The organism is Burkholderia sp. A9, assembly GCF_000801975.1.
The window spans coordinates 1-591 of record NZ_JSZN01000096.1 but is presented as its reverse complement, the minus strand read 5'-3'; the positions used below and the strand labels follow the sequence as shown (position 1 = coordinate 591).

1 protein-coding gene is annotated in these 591 nt (G+C 65.1%); it reads left to right on the top strand.

Annotated elements, in window-relative coordinates:
- Positions 1-158 precede the first annotated feature (158 nt).
- Positions 159-554 carry a chemotaxis response regulator CheY gene (gene cheY, locus PI86_RS15615; protein ID WP_014895567.1) on the top strand — a complete coding sequence of 132 codons (396 nt, stop codon included), beginning with the start codon at positions 159-161 and terminating at the stop codon, positions 552-554.
- Positions 555-591 lie beyond the last annotated feature (37 nt).

Genomic DNA, 591 nt, shown 5'->3' with positions numbered 1-591 from the left:
CGGCGCGGACGAGATCGCGCCGCTCGCCGAGATGAGCCGGCGCGTGATGGCGCGGCTCGCAACGATGGGCGACCGCGTGCAGCGGGTCTGAATGAAATGTCACGGGGCGCGTGCGACGCTGCGGGTCCCGACGGTAACGAATCTGCAAAGGAACGACGATGGACAAGAGCATGAAAATCCTGGTGGTGGACGATTTCCCGACGATGCGCAGGATCGTCCGCAACCTGCTCAAGGAACTGGGCTATACGAACGTCGACGAAGCCGAGGACGGCGCAGCCGGCCTCGCACGGCTGCGCGGAGGCGGCTTCGACTTCGTGATTTCGGACTGGAACATGCCGAACCTCGACGGCCTCGCGATGCTGAAGGAAATCCGCGGGGACGCGACGCTCACGCACCTGCCGGTGCTGATGGTCACGGCCGAGTCGAAGAAGGAAAACATCATCGCGGCCGCGCAGGCGGGCGCGAGCGGCTACGTCGTGAAGCCGTTCACGGCCGCGACGCTCGACGAGAAGCTGAACAAGATCATCGAAAAGATGGCGAAGGCCGGGAGCTGACGTGAACGAGTCGATCCATGCGGCGCTCGCCGGCGCG

Coding starts and splice junctions, on each gene's coding strand:
- cheY (WP_014895567.1), top strand. CDS start 159: ATGGACAAGAGCATGAAAATCCTGGTGGTGGACGATTTCCCGACGATG.